Annotated in this window: 17 protein-coding genes; 11 read left to right on the forward strand and 6 right to left on the reverse strand. The window is 64.3% G+C overall.

Annotated features, from left to right (window positions below):
- The 4 genes from OB905_02290 (at position 1) to OB905_02305 (ending at position 3,758) form a co-directional block, all read left to right on the forward strand.
- Entirely contained in the window at positions 1–1,044 is a 1,044-nt protein-coding gene (locus OB905_02290; GenBank protein MCU4924813.1) for a 50S ribosomal protein L10, read from the forward strand.
- Positions 1,045–1,065: 21 nt separating this feature from the next.
- Complete coding sequence (gene rpl12p / locus OB905_02295) at positions 1,066–1,404, forward strand: 50S ribosomal protein P1 (protein MCU4924814.1); 339 nt, start codon at positions 1,066–1,068, stop codon at positions 1,402–1,404.
- Positions 1,405–1,531: 127 nt separating this feature from the next.
- Positions 1,532–2,773 carry a tripartite tricarboxylate transporter permease gene (locus OB905_02300; protein ID MCU4924815.1) on the forward strand — a complete coding sequence of 414 codons (1,242 nt, stop codon included), beginning with the start codon at positions 1,532–1,534 and terminating at the stop codon, positions 2,771–2,773.
- Positions 2,774–2,843: 70 nt separating this feature from the next.
- A complete protein-coding gene (locus OB905_02305) occupies positions 2,844–3,758 on the forward strand; it encodes a phosphatase PAP2 family protein (protein MCU4924816.1) in 915 nt (304 codons plus the stop codon).
- A 22-nt stretch (positions 3,759–3,780) separates the two neighbouring features.
- On the opposite strand, the gene OB905_02310 is transcribed toward OB905_02305, so the two are convergent.
- A complete protein-coding gene (locus tag OB905_02310) occupies positions 3,781–4,350 on the reverse strand; it encodes a thioredoxin family protein (protein ID MCU4924817.1) in 570 nt (189 codons plus the stop codon).
- A gap of 107 nt (positions 4,351–4,457) precedes the next feature.
- On the opposite strand from OB905_02310, the gene OB905_02315 reads away from it, so the two are divergent.
- The gene (locus tag OB905_02315; GenBank protein MCU4924818.1) at positions 4,458–5,018 is read left to right on the forward strand and encodes a hypothetical protein; all 561 of its coding nucleotides are present in this window, start codon (positions 4,458–4,460) and stop codon (positions 5,016–5,018) included.
- An 18-nt stretch (positions 5,019–5,036) separates the two neighbouring features.
- Here the strand turns inward: OB905_02315 and OB905_02320 are convergent, their stop codons facing one another.
- A complete protein-coding gene (locus tag OB905_02320; GenBank protein MCU4924819.1) occupies positions 5,037–5,714 on the reverse strand; it encodes a hypothetical protein in 678 nt (225 codons plus the stop codon).
- Between the two features lie 370 nt (positions 5,715–6,084).
- Here OB905_02320 and OB905_02325 point away from each other — a divergent pair, with 370 nt between their 5' ends.
- Both OB905_02325 and OB905_02330 read left to right on the forward strand, forming a co-directional pair.
- Positions 6,085–6,570 (forward strand): Lrp/AsnC family transcriptional regulator, encoded by a 486-nt coding sequence (locus OB905_02325; protein ID MCU4924820.1) that lies wholly within the window; start codon positions 6,085–6,087, stop codon positions 6,568–6,570.
- Positions 6,567–7,793: an aminotransferase class I/II-fold pyridoxal phosphate-dependent enzyme gene (locus OB905_02330; protein ID MCU4924821.1), complete on the forward strand. Its 1,227-nt coding sequence runs from the start codon at positions 6,567–6,569 to the stop codon at positions 7,791–7,793. Before OB905_02325 ends, OB905_02330 begins: the two co-directional genes overlap by 4 nt.
- 45 nt (positions 7,794–7,838) lie before the next feature.
- Here the strand turns inward: OB905_02330 and OB905_02335 are convergent, their stop codons facing one another.
- Together OB905_02335 and purL are read right to left on the reverse strand one after the other, a co-directional pair.
- Complete coding sequence (locus tag OB905_02335) at positions 7,839–8,441, reverse strand: HalX domain-containing protein (protein MCU4924822.1); 603 nt, start codon at positions 8,439–8,441, stop codon at positions 7,839–7,841.
- Positions 8,442–8,548: 107 nt separating this feature from the next.
- Positions 8,549–10,723: a phosphoribosylformylglycinamidine synthase subunit PurL gene (gene purL / locus OB905_02340; protein ID MCU4924823.1), complete on the reverse strand. Its 2,175-nt coding sequence runs from the start codon at positions 10,721–10,723 to the stop codon at positions 8,549–8,551.
- Positions 10,724–10,859: 136 nt separating this feature from the next.
- Between purL and OB905_02345 the strand changes: the two genes are divergently transcribed.
- The 3 genes from OB905_02345 (at position 10,860) to OB905_02355 (ending at position 13,431) form a co-directional block, all read left to right on the forward strand.
- Complete coding sequence (locus OB905_02345) at positions 10,860–11,546, forward strand: PHP domain-containing protein (protein MCU4924824.1); 687 nt, start codon at positions 10,860–10,862, stop codon at positions 11,544–11,546.
- The gene (locus tag OB905_02350; protein MCU4924825.1) at positions 11,543–12,748 is read left to right on the forward strand and encodes an asparagine synthase-related protein; all 1,206 of its coding nucleotides are present in this window, start codon (positions 11,543–11,545) and stop codon (positions 12,746–12,748) included. The genes OB905_02345 and OB905_02350 overlap by 4 nt, the downstream gene beginning before the upstream one ends.
- A gap of 125 nt (positions 12,749–12,873) precedes the next feature.
- The gene (locus OB905_02355; GenBank protein MCU4924826.1) at positions 12,874–13,431 is read left to right on the forward strand and encodes a DUF4399 domain-containing protein; all 558 of its coding nucleotides are present in this window, start codon (positions 12,874–12,876) and stop codon (positions 13,429–13,431) included.
- 87 nt (positions 13,432–13,518) lie between these two features.
- Here OB905_02355 and OB905_02360 read toward each other — a convergent pair whose 3' ends face one another.
- Both OB905_02360 and OB905_02365 read right to left on the reverse strand, forming a co-directional pair.
- On the reverse strand, positions 13,519–14,610 hold the full coding sequence (locus OB905_02360) for an Mrp/NBP35 family ATP-binding protein (GenBank protein MCU4924827.1): 1,092 nt from the start codon (positions 14,608–14,610) through the stop codon (positions 13,519–13,521).
- A gap of 187 nt (positions 14,611–14,797) precedes the next feature.
- Positions 14,798–14,938, reverse strand: a complete 141-nt coding sequence (locus OB905_02365) for a hypothetical protein (GenBank protein ID MCU4924828.1) — start codon at positions 14,936–14,938, stop codon at positions 14,798–14,800.
- Between the two features lie 39 nt (positions 14,939–14,977).
- On the opposite strand from OB905_02365, the gene OB905_02370 reads away from it, so the two are divergent.
- Entirely contained in the window at positions 14,978–16,315 is a 1,338-nt protein-coding gene (locus OB905_02370; GenBank protein ID MCU4924829.1) for a transposase, read from the forward strand.
- The last annotated feature ends 42 nt before the right edge of the window (positions 16,316–16,357 follow it).

Consider the following 16,357-nt stretch of genomic DNA (forward strand, 5'->3'; position numbering starts at 1 on the left):
ATGAGCGCCGGAGCCGAACGAAAGACCGAGAACCTCCCCGAGTGGAAACGCGAGGAGGTCGACGAACTCGCGACGCTCATCGACGAGTACGAGAGCGTCGGCGTCGTCGGCATCGCCGGCATTCCGTCGAAGCAGCTCCAGGACATGCGCCGTGGCCTCCACGGAACCGCGGTCCTGCGCGTGAGCCGCAACACGCTCCAGACGCGTGCGTTGGACGACGCCGGACTCGACGATCTCGTCGAACACGTCGAGGGACAGGTCGGACTCATCGCGACGAACGACAATCCCTTCGCGCTCTACAAGGAACTCGAAGCCTCGAAGACGCCCGCCCCGATCAACGAGGGCGAGGTCGCCCCGAACGATATCGTCATTCCCGAGGGCGACACCGGCGTCGACCCGGGTCCGTTCGTCGGCGAACTCCAGCAGATCGGCGCGAACGCACGCATCGAGGACGGCTCGATTCAAGTCATGGAAGACTCGACGGTTCTGGATGCCGGCGAGGAGGTCTCCGCTGACCTCTCGAACGTCCTGAACGAGCTCGGCATCGAGCCCAAGGAGGTCGGACTCGACCTTCGGGCTGTCGTCGCCGAGGGCGTCCTCTTCGACCCCGAGGATCTCGACATCGATGTCGATGCCTACCGCAGCGACGTCCAGGCGGCCGCCGCCGGCGCCCGAAACCTCTCGATCAACGCGAGCTACCCGACCGCAAGCACGGCGCCGACGCTCATCGCGAAGGCGACCGGCGAGGCAAAGAGCCTCGGTCTACACGCCGCGATCGAGGACGAAGCGCTCATGCCCGACCTCGTCAGCAAGGCCGACGCGCAGCTTCGCGCGCTCGCGGCCCAGATCGACGACGAGGAGGCACTCCCCGAGGAGCTCCAGGGTGTCGAGGCCCCGGCCGCGCCCGCGGCCACTGAGGAAGCCGACGAAGACGAATCGACAGACGACCAGCCCGACGACGACGCTGAGGCAGATGCCGACGCCGACGATGACGACGAAGACGACGGCGACGGCGCGGAAGGTCTCGGCGCGATGTTCGGATAACGACACTACACACAGATTACAATGGAATACGTTTACGCTGCACTCATCCTGAACGAATCGGACGCAGAGATCACCGAAGAGAACGTCACCGACGTGCTCGACGCCGCCGGCGTCGACGTCGAGGAGTCCCGTGTCAAGGCGCTCGTCGCCGCGCTCGAGGACGTCGACATCGAGGAGGCCGTCGAGGAGGCCGCCGCCGTCCCCGCTGCCGGTGGAGCCGGTGGCTCGGCTGGCGCCGCCGACGCCGACGAGGGCGGTGACGACGAGGAGGCCGACGAGGCCGACGCCGCAGAGGAAGACGACGACGATGACGAAGAGGAAGAGGCCAGCGGCGAGGGTCTCGGCGAACTCTTCGGCTAACTCGGCAACCACGCGGTAACCGACACGCGATTTTTTGGCCACTGACCGTCGAGCCGTGGCGCTGCCGTCCCCGTCTCACTCCCGACGAGCACGAGTTTAAAAGCGAGAGCGCGGCCAGAGACTCGCGATGGCCGTCCCTTCGTTCGAACTCGTGTCGGACCCGGTGCTCGTCGTCGAGCTCTGTCTATGGGTGCTCGCCGGGGCGGCGCTTGGCTCCTGTAGCGGCCTCGTTCCGGGGCTGCACGCGAACAACTTCGCGCTGTTGCTCGCCGGAATCGCGCCCTCGCTGCCGGGCGAGCCGCTGTTCGTCGGCGCGGCCATGCTCGCGGCGGGGGTCGTCCACACGTTCGTCAACGCCGTCCCGGCGATGGCACTGGGCGTTCCGGACGCGGAGATGGCCGTCACCGCCTTGCCGGGCCACCGACTGGTCCAGCAGGGACGGGGCTACGAGGCGATCCGGCTCTCGGCGCTGGGGAGCCTGCTTGCGGTCGTCGCCGCGATCCCCCTCGCGATTCCGATCACCTGGTCTGTGCTGGCGGTGTATCCGACGGTCCGAGCGAACCTCCCGCTCGTACTGGCGGTGGTCGTCGTCGCCCTCGTTGCCTCCGAATTTACCTGGCGCCGGCGCGTCGGCGCGGCGATATCGTTTGCTCTGGCTGGCGCACTCGGTCTCGCGACACTCGATCTCTCTCCGGAGTCGCCGCTCTCGGCCGGCGGGATGCTCGCGCCGCTCTTTGCGGGCCTGTTCGGTGCGCCGGTCCTCATCGACGCGATCCGGGGCGGCGGCGTTCCCCCACAGTCGGACGCCCACATTCGGCTCTCGAAACCGCTGCTCCTCGCGACGGCGCTGGCCGGCGCGCTTGCCGGCGCAGTCGTCGGCTACCTGCCGGGGATTTCGGCGGCAATCGCAGCCGTCGCCGTGCTGGTCTTCGTGCCCGGAAACGCGGGCGATCGGGGCTACATCGTCGCGACCAGCGGCGTCGATACGTCGAACACGATCTTCGCGCTGGTCGCGCTGGCGGCGATCGGCCAGCCCAGAAGCGGCGTAATGGTCGCATTCGAGAACGCAAACGCCCCGCTCGAGTTACCGATACTGCTCGCGAGCGTGCTCGTCGCTGGTGCGATCGGCTTCGTACTGGTGCTGGTCATCGGCGACGTCTATCTCGAACTGGTCGGACGGGTCGCCTACTGGAAGATCTCGGCTGCGGTGCTGTCGCTCTTGCTCGTCCTCTCCTACCTATTTACCGGCTCCCTCGGCGTTTTCGTCTTCATCGTCGCCGCCGCAATCGGGATGGTTCCGGTCCGATTTCGGGCTCGGCGCGTCCATCTGATGGGCGTACTGATCGGTCCCCTGATGCTCTCGGGCTAACGGATTTCGGTCTGTCTCAGAAACTAATAGATCAGCGAACGTTTTCTTCCGGTCCCGGTGAACGCGAGGTATGTCACGCGGTATCGGCGAGTTCGAGCCGATTCAGAACCTGGTTCCCGAGTGGGTAGCGGTGGTCGTCGCCATGCTCACGCAGCTGGGATCGATCTGGTTTCTTGCCCTCCTGCTCGGCGCCCTCTACTGGGCTGGCGCGTCGGATCGGGACGGAATTGCGACCGTCGCTGGCGTCTGGCTGGCCGGGCTCGGGCTCTACAAGGGGCTGAAGGAACTGTTCGGCCTCCCTCGTCCCGAGGAGGCGCTACTGGACCCCGCGTTGCTACCGGGACTCGTCCAGCCGCTGTACGAACTGACGGCGACGGCGAGTGGCTACGGCTTTCCGAGCGGCCACGCCGTCGGTGCGACGCTCGTCTACATTGGGCTCGCGAACGTCCTCTCCGTCGGGACGCGCCGGCTGCGCCACCTGGCGGCTGCGGTGATCATCGCCATCGTCAGTCTCTCTCGGGTCGCGCTGGGCGTCCACTACCTCGTGGACGTCGTCGTCGGCGTCGCGCTGGGGCTGCTCATCTGGCGCGTCGCCCGACAGCTGCTTCACCGTCGAACCAGCGACCAGCCGACGATCGCGTTCGCCTTGGCCGTCGGTGGCGCCGGCATCTTCGTCGGTACAAGCGGCGGGAGCTGGGAATCAGTCGTCGTCGCGACGGCAGCGCTGGGCGCCTTCGCCGGCTGGCAGCTGGTCACACTTGGCCGCTGGCTCCAGCGACCGCGAGTCGGCGTGCGCCCCGTCTTCTGGGTCAGTGCTCGGTTCGGACTCGCCATGGTCGCACTTGCACCGCTGGCGCTGCTCGTCTGGGAGGCGCCGATCTCGTCGCCGGCGGGGGCCGGCGGACTCGTCGGACTTGGGATCGCAACGCTGCTCGTCTGGCCTGTCACCCGCTGGCACTACGAGACGAACGGCGCGCCTGCCTGAGTGCGTCCAAAACGGCTCGCGATTACTCGTATTCGATCCACTTGATCGAACAGCCCTGGGAGGGCTGCCACTCGAGTTCGACCGGCTCGTCGGCGAGAATCGCGTCGATGGCCTCCCTGACGTGATACCGGCTCGGTTCGTCCTCTGGATTCAGCGCGTCGTCGAGCCGGCCCTGGTAGGCCAGACGAAAGCTGCCGTCGTCGGCGGCTTCGAAGAGGAACGGATCCGGAGTACAGACCGCACCGTACTCCGCGGCGACCGATTGGTCTGCATCCCGGAGGTAGGCGTCGAACGCAATCCGACCGTCGGCGACGAACTCCCGCATCTTCTCCAGAGAGTCTTCGGGGTACTCCTCGGCGTCGTTCGGGTTGATGCCGACGACGGCGGCGTCGTCGTACTCGTCGGCCAGCTCGTTCATGAGGTCGAACTTGGCCTGGGCGTACGGGCAGTGGTTGCAGGTGAAGACGAGCAGGAGGGCCTCGGAGTCGGCAAACGAGTCGAGCGTGTAGGTGTCGCCGTCTGTGCCCTCGAGCTCGAAGTCGGGGGCTGTGTCGCCGGCGTCCAGTTCGGGTTCGGATTCCAGTAGCGCCATATGCGACGCTTGCGCGTGCCCCGGCTTAAATACCGGGTTCGGTGTCGGCTCGACGGACAGTCAGCTGTGACCCACCTATATGTACTCCGACCCAGTATCGACGGAGTATGAAGTCCCTCGAAGTCACGGACGAGCAGTACGCGCTGGTACAACACCTCCGCGAGGCCATCTCCGAACAGGTCGTCGGCAAGTACGGCCACGTCAGAGAGCGCGACGTCATCCAGTTCTTACTCGATAACGTTGGCGAGGACCTCGATGTCGAGTTGGACGTCGACGACGTACCGACCGGTGCAGACGCCGAGGGACTAGCCGCCGTGGCGTACGACGAGAGTTCGACTGCCACTGAATCTGCAGATCCAGTTGAGTCCGTAGACGGAGCAGACGGCGATGAGACGGATGAGAGGGAGGAGCCGGAGGCGGAGGCGGAATCGTCGGACGCGGAGACGTCGGACGCAGATTCCGAGGAGTCGTCGGGTTCCGACGAGGGCGCTGCCGACGACGACGACATGTTAAACGAGATGATGAATCTCCTCGATACCCACGACGACAAGTGGGAAGAGTCCTCCTCGGCCGATTACCGATACAGTGTGACGCTTCCCGACGGCACCGTCGAAGACGTGCAGACGAAAGACGACGTGCGGGCGCTGCTGTTCAAGAATTACCGATAGGTCGTCCCATCGACTGGCTTACAGCGGGGCGCGTACGAGGGCCGGTCCGCTGCGCTGGCTGCTGTCGACGTCCACTTGGAACCACGCGTCCTCGACGTAGGGATGGTTTCGGTACGTGACGGAGTGTGTCTCCGAGTCGTACTCAATCAGTCCCGCATCGTCGAGCGCCGGGAGGTGGTGGTGGTGCAGCGAGATGTGAACTTCCTCGGCCGAGATAGACTGTTTGCCTTCAGAGCGTTCGCGCTGCGTGACCTGTCGAGCGATGGTCTTCGATTCGATCTGATCGCTCGCCTCGCTTACGACCGAGAGGACGAGCTGGTTGCGTCGTTTCGATAGCGTGGATGCGATGACTTCCCAGTCGGTCTCGCTCCCAGCCCGGGAGCTCTCGCTCGATTCGTCAGCGGGTAAGCGATTGCCGCCGGAGACGGATCCAGCGTCCCGGTTCCAGTCGACGAGGTCCGCCTCGTCGAGCATTGGGAGGTGGACGTGTACGAGGGCAGTTCGGATCGCGACATGTCCGGTCGCGGCCGCGTCGTCGGCATTCGTCTCTTCGAGTTGCGAAGCGAGCGTCTCGGTTTCGACGACCGACTCCGTCTCTGTGACCGTCGCGAGGATCCGGCGTCGGTAGGGGTGGGACAGACAGCGATACAGTGTGTCTCGCAGCGCCGAATCCGCATCGTCGATTCTCTGTGACATCGTAGTTCTGTGTAGTGGGGCTCTCCCCAAAGGGGTAGCTCCAAATTGTTTTAGAACCGTCACTATCTGTGGACAATCTGGGTAGCTTTAACGTGAGGCGTAGGTATTGATTACTCTCTGTTTGGGGCTGTTGAGAGACAATTTACCGGCGAAACACGGGGAATTTTCGTGTGTCATATACTCCTCCTACCGTGCGGAAACACGCTGTTATCAATTCACACACCTCACAAACCGTGCGTAATACCTCACAAACTGTGTGTAAGATCGTACTACTCGGGTGATAGCCTACCTATCGGTCACAATCAACCCGGTTTCCCCTCATGGTGGCTACTCCGGAAGAAATTTACTCGCGCTCGCGCTTCGAGCCTGTATGAGCGAACGCGAGGTTCTCGAACTACTCCGTGAGAACGCGCGGTACGAGACAGCCGACATCGCGCGAATGACCGATATGGAGGAGGCGGAGGTCGAGGCGACGATCGAGGCCTTAGAGGACGCCGGCGTCATCCACGGCTATCAGGCAGTCGTCGACTGGGACGCCTTAGAGGACGAACGCGTGCGCGCCGAGGTCGAACTCAACGTCCGCCTCGACCGCGAAACCGGCTACGGCGACATCGCAGAGCGTCTCGCACGATTTCCGCAGGTCACCGCCCTCAGACTCGTCAGTGGCGACTACGACTTCGATATGGAAGTCGAGGGCGACTCGATCCGCGAGGTCTCGCAGTTTATCAGCGAGAAGGTCGCACCCGTCCCCGAGATCACCCAGACGGTCACCCACTACGTGATGACCTCCTACAAAGAACACGGGATCGAGTTCGGCGATGGCGACGAGGACGATCGGCTCTCGATCTCTCCATGACGATCGAGCTCTCGGATCGCGTCCAGTCCGTCGGTCCCTCCGGAATTCGGCGGTTCTTCGAGATCGCAGAGGAGCGCGAGGACGTTATCTCGCTTGGTGTCGGCGAACCCGACTTCGCGACACCGTGGGCCGCCCGCGACGCCGCGATCGCCTCTCTGGAGCAGGGAAAGACCTCCTACACCGCAAACCGCGGCAAGCGTGAGCTCCGCGAGGCGATCGCCGGTTACGTCGACGAGCGCTTCGGTCTCGAGTACGACCCCGACGACGAAATCCTCGTCACGGCCGGCGCCAGCGAGGCCGTGGACCTCGCCTTTCGTGCCGTTGTCGATCCCGGCGACACGGTCGCGGTCGCCCAGCCCTCCTACATCTCCTACGGGCCGGGTGTCACCTTTGCCGGCGGGGAGGTACTCCCCGTGCCGACCCGTGAGGAAGACGAGTTCAGACTGACCGTCGACGCGCTCGAATCGGCTGGGGCAGCCGAGGCGGACGTCCTTGTCCTCTGTTACCCGAACAACCCGACGGGGGCGATCATGACGCGATCGGAGTTAGAACCGGTCGCCGACTTCGCCCGCAAGCACGATCTGGTCGTCTTCGCCGACGAGATCTACGCGGAGTTGACCTACGTCGCCAACGACGAGCCGGAGACCGCCTCCGAGCAGTCAGCCAGCACGACCCAGAAAGCGACGGGAGGGACGGCAGATCACGCCTCCATCGCGACGCTTCCCGGGATGGCCGAGCGCACGATCGTCTTCAACGGCTTCTCGAAGGCCCACGCGATGACGGGACTGCGTCTGGGCTACGCGCTCGGGCCGGCCGAGGTCATCGGTGCGATGAACCGAATCCACCAGTATACCATGCTGTCGGCCCCTACGACGCCTCAGTACGCGGCTATCGAAGCACTCGACAGCTGCGGACCCGACGTCCGCGAGATGGTCTCCCAGTACGACCGGCGCCGACGATACGTTCTTTCGCGCTTTCGCGAGATCGGCATGCCCTGCTTCGAGGCGAAAGGTGCCTTCTACGTCTTTCCGGAGGTGCCAGGCGACTGGGACGCAGCCGAGTTCGCCGAAGCACTGTTGCGCGAGCAAGGCGTCGCCGCCGTCCCGGGTGACGTCTTCGGCGAGGGTGGGGCGGGACACCTCCGAGTCTCGTATGCGACTGGGCTCGAAGACCTTCGGAAAGCGCTCGACCGGATCGAGGAGTTCGTCAACGAGAGCGCGTAGCGCGGCTCTCTCTGCGACGATCGGCACACCGCGAGGGCTGTGTGTCTAGCTCCGGATCTGCTTGTGTGCGATCTCCCGCCAGAGCTTCCGATAGGCGCCTGTCTCGATGAGTTCGCTGACTGTTTCATCCACATCAGTGCGGACGACCGCGAGTTCGTCCTCCAGTCGGCGGTACTCCTGGCTCGCATCGATCTCGGCGTCGGATTTGGTCGCGTCGAGCGTTGCCTTCTTCGAGACGAGAGAAAAAAACTGCTGGAGCTGCTCGTCGTACGTCGACCGGAGCAGCAGCTGGTCGATTAGCGCCCGAAGCTCGTCTCGTGACACTGGTTTGACGAGGTAGTCGTCGAACCCCATCTCGACGATATCGAAACCGGGTTCGACGGCCGTCACCATCGCGACCCGACAGTCTGCCTCGCGGTTTCGAACTGCACGCAACACCGAGTCGCCCGAGAGATCCGGGAGCTGGCGATCCAGCACGACGACGTCGGTGTCTCGGTCGATCGCCGCGAGCGCCCCGGCACCGTCGTAGGCTGGCGCAACTCGACAGCGGTCCTGGAGCCAGGTGGCGTATAGCTCGGCGAGATCGCGGTCGTCCTCTGCGATCACCACCGACGGCGTCTCCGACGACTCGTCATCTTCCGATTTCACGTGTGTTCGTCGAACAGATTGGTCTACCGATACATCAACATTCCGGCGGTTAGCAACATTCGTCTGTTTGCGTTTCGATAGACAGTCGAGCAACCGAGAGCTCCGAGTTACTCGAGTGCTCGCTCGATCGTCTGTCGCAACTGCTGGATCTCCGCGGCGTCGGCCTCGATCGTTTCTTCGCCGATTGCGATCTGCAGGCTACCGCCGTCGGTCGCCGAGCCGAGTTCGACAACCGGTGCGATCCCGTCGAACGCCTCGCGGACCGAGTCGGGGTCACGCGTCTGAATCAACGCGCGACCGGGCTGTTCCGAAAAGAGCGCGGCGGCCGCCTGGTCGCCAGCAACCGGAACCTCGACCGAGAGGCCGGCTGCCGGCGAGACCATCTCCGCGAGTGCGACCGCGAGCCCGCCGTGGCTCACGTCGTGGACCGCCGCCGTCGCCTCGTCATCTGCGACGGCCGCGAGCGTCTCGACCAGCGCTGCCGGATCCTCGGGCAGTGCCGGGAACCGGTCGCTGCCGCCGAACTGCGCCAGATACTCGGAGCCACCCAGCGGTGCGTCCCCGGTTTCGAGACCAGTGTCACCGACGAGCAGGAGCGTTCCGTCGGATTCGACCGTCTGGGGCGGCGCGTCGTAGCCGTCTTTGGTGCCGACCACGGCGAGCGTCGGTGTCGGTGGGATCGGGCCCGTCACCGAGTCGTTGTACAGCGAGACGTTGCCGCCGACGACCGGCGTCGAGAGCGACTCGCACATGTCTGCCAGCCCGTCAACGATGGCCCGGAAGCCACCGTAGACGTCAGGCTTCTCGGGGTTGCCCCCGTTGAGGCAGTCGACGGCAGCCAGCGGCGTCGCCCCCTTTGCGGCGAGGTTCGTCGCGTTCTCCAAGGCGACCGCACGCGCACCCTCGTAGGGTGCAGCGCTCGTCCAGTTGGGTGCCGCACCCGAGGAGATGGCGAGCCCCTGCTCGGCTTCCCTGACGGCGATCACTGCTGCGTCGTCGCCCGGACCCACGCTCGTGCGGACGCCGACCTCGTGATCGTACTGGCGGTAGATCCACCGCTTCGAGGCCGTGTTCGGGCTCGAGACGACCGTCTCGAACGCCTCCTCGAGATCGGTGTCGGGTAGGTCCGTCTCGGGTGTCTCGGGATCCTCGTCCGGGAGGTCGTTCATCGGCGCGCCCTCCCCGAGGAAGTAGGCGTCGACGTCGACCACGGTCTCGCGCTCGCCGGTCTCGGGATCGTCGAACGTGCAGGTGTAGTTCCCGTCGGTGACCTCGCCGATGACCGAACAGCCGAGATCGAAGCGGTCGGCGATTTCGGCGACGCGATCGACATTTTCGGGCGCGACCTCGTAGCACATCCGCTCCTGGGACTCGGCGAGCAGGATCTCCAAGGCATTCATGTTCGGCTCGCGCTGGTGGACGCGCTCGAGTTCGATGTCGGCGCCGAGGCCGCCCTTGGCGACCAGTTCGCTCGAGGCGCCGCCGAGGCCGGCCGCCCCGAGGTCCCGTGCGGACTCGACGAGTTGCTCCTCGACGAGGACCTCGTTGGCCTCGATCAGGAGCTTCTCGGCGTAGGGGTCGCCGACCTGGACTGCGGGGCGATCTTCGGTCTCGGCGTCCTCCGCCAAGTCCTCGCTGGCGAAGCTGGCGCCGCCCAGGCCATCGCGGCCGGTCGCATTGCCGACGAGCACCAGCTTGTTGCCCGGCTCCTGGGCGACAGCGGTGACGAGCCGTTCCTCGTCGGTGAGCCCGACGCAGGCGACGTTTACCAGGGGGTTCCCCTCGTAGTCGGGGTGGAAGTCGACGCTGCCGGCCACGGTCGGGACGCCGATGCAGTTTCCATAGTGGCTGATTCCCTCGACAACACCATCCAGAAGATACTGGGAGTGTTCCTCGTCGAACTCGCCGAAGTACAGGGAGTCCGCAAGTGCGACTGGGTAGGCGCCCATCGAGAGCGTGTCGCGGACGATACCGCCGACACCGGTCGCGGCGCCGTCAAACGGGTCGACGTAGGAGGGGTGGTTGTGGCTCTCGATACCAAGCGTGATGTAGGTGTCACTGTCTTCGTCTCCATCGCTGGGCAGTGCGACGACCGCCGCGTCGTCACCGGGTCCAACGACGACCTGTTCGCCCTCGCTGTCAAACGCTGACAGCAGGGGTCGCGAGGAGCGGTACGCGCAGTGTTCACTCCAGAGGTTTTCGAACAGGGCCGCCTCGGCCGGCGTCGGCTCCCGTCCGAGCTCCGCGACGACGAGTTCGCGGTCCGAATCGGCAAGACTCATTCATCTAGGTGGTGAAAGTGGGGGAGTAAATGGGTTTCTATATGCACGTTCGTGCCTTCTCAGCGGTGGTCCCCGAGTTTCCCGTCGTCGCCCCCGTACCGAGGCGCTTTTGATCAGTCGCGAGGTATGTACACCCGTGCTGTCGGTCGAACTCCACGTTCACTCGTCGCTCTCGTACGACGGTCGGGATCCGGTCGAACTCATCTTAGAGCAGGCCGCAGCGATCGGACTCGACGCCATCGCGGTCACCGACCACGACGAGATCGACGCCAGCCTCGAGGCGGTCGAGCGCGCTCCCGAGTACGGACTCGTCGCCATTCCGGGTATGGAGGTCTCGAGCAAAGCGGGACACATCCTCGGACTGGGGATCGACGAGCCCGTTTCGCCCGGCCTCCCCTACGAGCGAACCATCGAGACGATCCGCGATCGGGGCGGAATCGCCGTCATCCCCCACCCCTACCAAGAGTCACGCCACGGCGTCATGGCACGGATCAGCCGCGACCAGTTAGCCGAGGCCGACGCGATCGAGGTGTACAACTCGCGGCTCTTGACCGGTCGTGCGAACCGACAAGCCGAGCGATTCGCACGGGCCCGAGGCCTCCCGATGACCGCCGGTAGCGACGCTCACATCAGCGAGATGGTCGGACAGGCGGTCACGCGCGTCGATGCCCCGGAGCCGACGCCGGACGCGATTCTCGCGGCGATCCGAGAGGGGGAAACCTCGGTCGAGGGGAAGCGAACGCCCTGGCGGATCAGCTTCCGCCAGGCTGCCGGCGGCGTCACGCGCCGTCTGCGAAAGGGCGTCGGAGAGTTCATCCCATGACGCTACGCGGCGCCGATCCGACGCTCGTTCGAGCCGCACTGGATACTGGGGGTCCCTTCCCCGGGACGATCGGATTCGCCGGCCGGATCGACGATCTCCTCGTTCGCGACGTTCTCGGCAGAGTCCCGTTGTACGTCGACGCCGCGAGCGTGGCAGATGCCGATCGTTCGCCAGACGATGCGTGGGCGTTCGAGCCGGGTTCGCTCGATGAGCCAGCGCTCGTTCCGGCTGGGACCACCATCTCCGTCACGGACGGTCGACCGACGGCCGCGGACGCGACCCGTCGCTGGGTGCTTCCCGACCTGACCCCTGAGCCGGATCCGAATCGTTCCCTCGCAGCTCTCTCGGATGCGATCGACACCGCTGCCTCGACCGTCAGCTCGGATTCGAGCGGTGAGAGCAGTGCCGGCGATGGGACCGCGGAGGCCAGTTCCGCGGACCAGACTGTGGCGACGGGCTCCGCCAATCGGACCGCGGTCGCCTTCTCCGGCGGCGTCGACTCCGCGCTCGTCGCGGCGCTTCTCGATGTGCCCCTCTACGTCGTTGGCTTCCCGGACAGCCACGACGTCAAGGCGGCCCGGAGCGCGGCCGCGGCGATGGGTCGAGACCTGACCGTGGTCTCCCTCGAGCCGGCGGATCTGGAACGTGCCGTCCCACGGGTCGCGCGAGCGATCGGCCGGACGAACGCAATGGACGTCTCGATCGCCCTCCCGCTCTTTTTGCTCGCCGAACGCGTCGCCGCAGACGGCTTCGATCGACTCGCGCTCGGACAGGGTGCCGACGAACTCTTCGGCGGCTACGAGAAGGTCGTCCACCTCGACCACCGCGTCGAGGCCGACACCGTTCGCGGGGCGGTCCGGGAGAGTATCGCCACGATCCCCGAGCAGCTACCGCGAGACGTCTCCGCGGTTCGAGCCGGGGGCGTCGAACCGGTGGTCCCGCTGCTTCACGACGCCGTCGTAACCGCGGCACTTGCGCTCCCCGAGGAGTTGCTGGCCGACGAGACAGAACGGAAGAAGGCGCTTCGGGCCGTTGCTGGCGACTATCTCCCAACCGAGATCGTAACCCGCGACAAGAAAGCGCTGCAGTACGGCAGTCTCGTCAACCGAGAGCTCGACCGATTGGCTCGCCAGGCCGGCTACAAGCGCCGTATCGGCGACCACGTGAGGAAGTATATTACTGCCCGACTTGACTCAGCTTGACTCTGTTTTCGCTGTTGCCGACCTGTTGTATCGTAGCCGGTAACAACAGACTACTGTCGTGATCCGCGTACTATCAATCGGGTGGGCTGTACATACTAATACCGGCTGGTATCACTTCCCCTGATATGGACCGACTCCGACCGACGCGACGGGGCTTCGGTGCGCTCGTAGCCCTCGGTGCACTGGGATTGAGCGGCTGTCTTGACGACGACGAGGCCGACGATATGGATGACGAGGCCGACGACATGGATGACGAGGCCGACGACATGGATGACGAGGCCGACGACATGGATGACGAGAACGACGACGTCGACGTCGATGATCAGCCCGACGACGCGGCGGCGATGTTCGTCGTCCCTGAGGACGGCGAGACGGTTACCTCACCGGTCGAAATCGAGGCCGACGTCGAAAACGTCGACCTCGCGCCGGCCGGCGAAGCAGTCGTCGGGGAGGGCCACCTACACGTCCTCGTCGATCAGGACTGTTTCGACGACGGTGAGACCATTCCAGGCCCAAGCGACGACGCCGAGGACGACGGAATCTTCCACTGGGGGGACGGCCAGTCCGAGGGCGAACTGGACCTCGAACCCGGCGAGTACGACCTGTGTCTTCAGCTCGGCGATGGTCCCCACCGCGCATTCGGCGAAACCGACGAGATAACTATCACTGTCGAAGACGAATAGCACGGTCTTGGTGTGATAGTGCTGCTCTGTTTATAACTCCGTCTCGGAGACCGCCGATCTGACGGCAGGCAGCCCCAACGTCTCGACTCAGCCGTCGAGTTCTGTCGGAACCGCGTTGCCGGTCGCGTCGCTTCTGGCGTCGGCAACCTGCCGGCGGTTGATCTCGCCAACCCGATCGGCGGCGGCGCCGACGAAGTCGTTGACCGCGTCGTAGACCTGACTCTCCTCGTTCTTTGCGACGGCGCCGTCGGTGCCGTCGGCACCGAAGTCCGAATGCATCGGAATCCGGCTCAGGACGGGGACGTCGAAGTCCTCGGCGATGCGCTCGACACCGCCACTACCGAACAGTTCGTGCTCGTCGTCACAGCTTGGACAGATGAACGTGCTCATGTTCTCGACGACGCCGACGATCGGCGTATCGTGCTTCTGGAACATGTTCAGCCCCTTGCGGGTGTCGTCTAGGGCCATCTCCTGGGGCGTCGAGACGATCACCGCGCCGTTTACCGGCATCGACTGCAGCAGGTTCAGCGAGGCGTCACCGGTCCCCGGTGGGAGGTCGACGATGAGATAGTCGAGTCGGCCCCACTCGACGCCCTCTAAGAACTTCATCATGAACTTGTTGACCATCGGTCCGCGCAGGATGGCGGGGTCGTCTTCTTCTTCCATCATGAAGCCCATACTCATGATACGGACGCCGTCGGAGCGCGGCGGGACGAGGTTCTCGTTAGGTGTGACGCCGGGTTCGCCCTCGATCGGCAGAATGCGGGGAACGTTCGGGCCGTGAATGTCTGCGTCTAAAATACCGACCATCGCGCCGCGGGCCTCGAGCCCGGCGGCGAGGTTGGCCGCGACGGTCGTCTTCCCGACGCCACCCTTCCCGGAGGCGACGGCGATGACGTTGCGAACGTTCGGGAGGACGTCCTCGTCGAATCCCATGCTGGCGTCGACGCGAGCCCGGAGGTCCGCCGTGAGTCCGGCCTCTGAAACGACCTCGCGGATCCGGTTGCCGATCTCCATCTCGGCGGGTGCGTACGGTGCGTTAAACGCAAGCGAGATCCGCGCGGTCTCGTCTTCGATCCGAAGATCGTTGATCAACCCGAGCGAGACGATATCCTCGCCGAGTTGTGGATCCTCGACCCCTTCCAGCTCGATCGTGAGTTCGTGTTCGGTGATGCTCATGGTCGGAGGCGTTCTCGCGCGAGCTAGGGAATCGACGGGGATACGTGTGATGGTTCGGGGCTACCTTTGACAGCGAGAGAGTCCCGCTCTTCCCGTGAGGGACGAGTGTTCCGACTCCAAGTCGGAACCGAGGACCGAACAGGGCGGGCGTGAATCGCGTAAGCTCCGGTGAGAAATCGCCGCGTTACTACTTGTCTTGAGTCTCCAACGCTTCCAGTCCGGCTTCTAACACCTCTGAATAAGCTCCTGAGAGATCCATGTCGTTCGCTTCTGCGTAGTCTTTGATTCGTCCGTGGATTGCCCAGTCAATGTCGATGTTTGGCCTCATCGGTGGACTTATTAGATATTGGGACTGATTATACTTTGGATGAAGCGTACCAACACGTTCGCCGTGCGACCGCTCTCCAACGATGGTGAGCAACTGCTACGGGACCTGTTGGACGCTTCCGCCGCTCTCTGGAACGAAGTCAACTACGAGCGCCTCATGCGGTATAACGACGAAGACGGCTTCGAGGGCGATGTTTGGGACGCCGATACCGGCGCTCTCGGAGGGAAATACAAAGGCGTGCTTGGCGCGTCCACTGCCCAACAGGTGATACGGAAAAACAGCGAAGCGTGGCGCGGGTTCTTCGACACGAAGAACAAGTACCACGACAAGTCGGATACGTCGGTCACGGAACACCCTAAGCCCCCAGGATTCCGTGGCAACGAGGACGATGGGCGGCGACTCAAAGGCGTCATTCGCAACACGTCGTACACCGTCGAATGGGGCGACTGCTCTCGACTGGAGATCTTGGTCGGGAGCGAACTGAAAGACCGATACGACCACACCGGGCGGCTCCGCCTGGAGATCGCCGGAGAACCAAACTGGCCCGACTACGAGAAGCAGGGCCGGTTGGACCTGTGGTACGACGACACTGATAGCACCTTCCGAGCTTCGCAACCCGTGACTGTTTCTGATGATGCACGGGACACTCCACTGGCCTCAGAGAAGGCCGCTCTGGACCTTGGTGCGAACAATCTCGTTGCCTGTACCACCAAGACCGGCGAACAATACCTATACGAGGGCCGCGGGTTGTTTCAACGATTCCGTGAGACGACGCGAGAAATATCCCGGTTGCAGTCCAAACTACGGGAAGGCCGATACAGTAGCCAACGCATTCGGAGACTGTACCGGAAACGGACACGTCGCCGCGACCACGCACAAGAAGCACTGTGTCGTGACCTGCTCGAACGACTCTACGAGAACGGCGTGGACACGGTGTATGTCGGTGGCTTGACCGATGTACTCGAAACGCACTGGTCGGTCGAAACGAACGCCAAGACACACAACTTCTGGGCGTTCAAGCAGTTCATCGAGCGACTGGCGTGTACCGCTGAAGAATATGGTATCTCGGTCGAGGTGCGGTCGGAAGCGTGGACGAGCCAAGAGTGTCCGCAGTGCGGGTCGAAAGACCGGACTACACGGCACCAGGACACGCTTACCTGCCCGTGTGGATTCGAGGGGTACGCTGACCTCACGGCGTCAAAGACGTTCTTAGAGCGGCAGACAGAACAGGCAGTCAGGCCGATGGCACGGCCCGTGCGGTTCGAGTGGGACGACCACGACTGGTCGGAGTCACCACGCTCTCACCGTCCCAAAGAACAGCGCACAGACCCGAGTACCGTCCACCGTGACGGGAATGTTGCCTCCGGGGAATCGTAGACCGGCTGAGACTCCCACGTCGGAGAGGAAACCGCGCCGTTT

Source organism: Halobacteria archaeon AArc-dxtr1, from assembly GCA_025517425.1.
Taxonomy (GTDB): domain Archaea; phylum Halobacteriota; class Halobacteria; order Halobacteriales; family Natrialbaceae; genus Halostagnicola.

Coding starts and splice junctions, on each gene's coding strand:
- OB905_02310 (MCU4924817.1), bottom strand. CDS start 4,350: ATGGCGCTACTGGAATCCGAACCCGAACTGGACGCCGGCGACACAGCC.
- rpl12p (MCU4924814.1), top strand. CDS start 1,066: ATGGAATACGTTTACGCTGCACTCATCCTGAACGAATCGGACGCAGAG.
- OB905_02300 (MCU4924815.1), top strand. CDS start 1,532: ATGGCCGTCCCTTCGTTCGAACTCGTGTCGGACCCGGTGCTCGTCGTC.
- OB905_02360 (MCU4924827.1), bottom strand. CDS start 14,610: ATGAGCATCACCGAACACGAACTCACGATCGAGCTGGAAGGGGTCGAG.
- OB905_02350 (MCU4924825.1), top strand. CDS start 11,543: ATGACGCTACGCGGCGCCGATCCGACGCTCGTTCGAGCCGCACTGGAT.
- OB905_02305 (MCU4924816.1), top strand. CDS start 2,844: ATGTCACGCGGTATCGGCGAGTTCGAGCCGATTCAGAACCTGGTTCCC.
- OB905_02290 (MCU4924813.1), top strand. CDS start 1: ATGAGCGCCGGAGCCGAACGAAAGACCGAGAACCTCCCCGAGTGGAAA.
- OB905_02330 (MCU4924821.1), top strand. CDS start 6,567: ATGACGATCGAGCTCTCGGATCGCGTCCAGTCCGTCGGTCCCTCCGGA.
- OB905_02370 (MCU4924829.1), top strand. CDS start 14,978: ATGAAGCGTACCAACACGTTCGCCGTGCGACCGCTCTCCAACGATGGT.
- OB905_02320 (MCU4924819.1), bottom strand. CDS start 5,714: ATGTCACAGAGAATCGACGATGCGGATTCGGCGCTGCGAGACACACTG.
- OB905_02325 (MCU4924820.1), top strand. CDS start 6,085: ATGAGCGAACGCGAGGTTCTCGAACTACTCCGTGAGAACGCGCGGTAC.
- OB905_02365 (MCU4924828.1), bottom strand. CDS start 14,938: ATGAGGCCAAACATCGACATTGACTGGGCAATCCACGGACGAATCAAA.
- OB905_02315 (MCU4924818.1), top strand. CDS start 4,458: ATGAAGTCCCTCGAAGTCACGGACGAGCAGTACGCGCTGGTACAACAC.
- purL (MCU4924823.1), bottom strand. CDS start 10,723: ATGAGTCTTGCCGATTCGGACCGCGAACTCGTCGTCGCGGAGCTCGGA.
- OB905_02355 (MCU4924826.1), top strand. CDS start 12,874: ATGGACCGACTCCGACCGACGCGACGGGGCTTCGGTGCGCTCGTAGCC.